The 996-nt window shown below is 69.1% G+C and carries 1 protein-coding gene; it reads left to right on the top strand.

Features of this window, described 5'->3' with window-relative positions; translation table 11 throughout:
* Positions 1–396: 396 nt before the first annotated feature.
* Positions 397–825, top strand: coding sequence for a hypothetical protein (locus ABD211_RS19355; RefSeq protein WP_344133606.1), 429 nt, complete (start codon positions 397–399; stop codon positions 823–825).
* The last annotated feature ends 171 nt before the right edge of the window (positions 826–996 follow it).

Raw genomic sequence — 996 nt, 5'->3', positions numbered from 1 at the left:
CGGGAACGCTCCGCGCCCCTTCCCCAGAGAGCCATCCCGTCGCCGTCGACCCGCGTGCCGGGAAGCGGGCCGGCCCTGGGCGGGCAAGGTGGAGCTCCCAGCGGCAGAACGACCTTGCCCGCCCAGGGCCGGTCTGCTCGGCTTGTGAGGGTCGATGGCGGCGGGATGGCGGACCATCCTGGAGCCTGAGGCTCCCGCCGGAGGCACTGCCTGTGCCACGCGGACGTGGCAGGGAGCGGCGGTCACGCCGCGACCGGTGCCGGCGGGAGCAACGGTCCGGACATCAGCGGGCACACGAACGATTCTCTGGTAGGGATCTTCGTTCTTTGATCTCTTCCGCCTCGTCAGGAGCAGCACCGGACGACGCAGGACGGAGATCGGGTTTACGAGTTCCACGTGACGGTGTCGGGCGACGGCCTGGCAAACCTCTCGTTGACGAGTCGCGGGAGTGAGGACCAGGTCCTCACCAACATCTCGGGCGTGCTCGACCCAAGCGATGCCGGGACGCTGGCGCGAGTGCTGGGTGCCGAGATGGCTGCGTTGGCGGCCTGGGACAGCGCCAAGGCGGCTGCTGCGCGGTCAGGGTCGCCGACCGTCGAGGAGAAGCGGCGGGAGTATCCGAACTACGGTCTGCCCTGGTCGGAGGGCGACGCTGAGCGGTTGCGGGCAAGGTTCAGAGCGGGCGCGACGATCGCCGAGCTGGCCTCAGAGTTCGGCCGGAACCCAAGCGGGATCACGTTGCGGCTGATCGTGATAGGCGAGCTGCAGGCAGGTCTGGGTGTCGTAATGGCCGCTGTCCGGGAAAGTCCGTCAGAGTCATCCTGAGCCTGCGTATCCGATAGGCCCGCGCGCCGGCCGATGCCGGCGCCCCAGCGCCGCCAGCAGGCCGAGTGCGCGGGCCGCGCCGCGCTTGCGCGGCGCCTTGATCCTGAAGAGACGGATTCGGCAGTACTCACGCACATCACGCTGCACATCACGCACATCACGCACATCACG

Origin of the sequence: Luedemannella flava, assembly GCF_039528515.1 — a bacterium.
Taxonomy (GTDB): Bacteria; Actinomycetota; Actinomycetes; order Mycobacteriales; family Micromonosporaceae; genus Luedemannella; species Luedemannella flava.
This window is presented reverse-complemented; position numbering and strand designations above follow the sequence as displayed.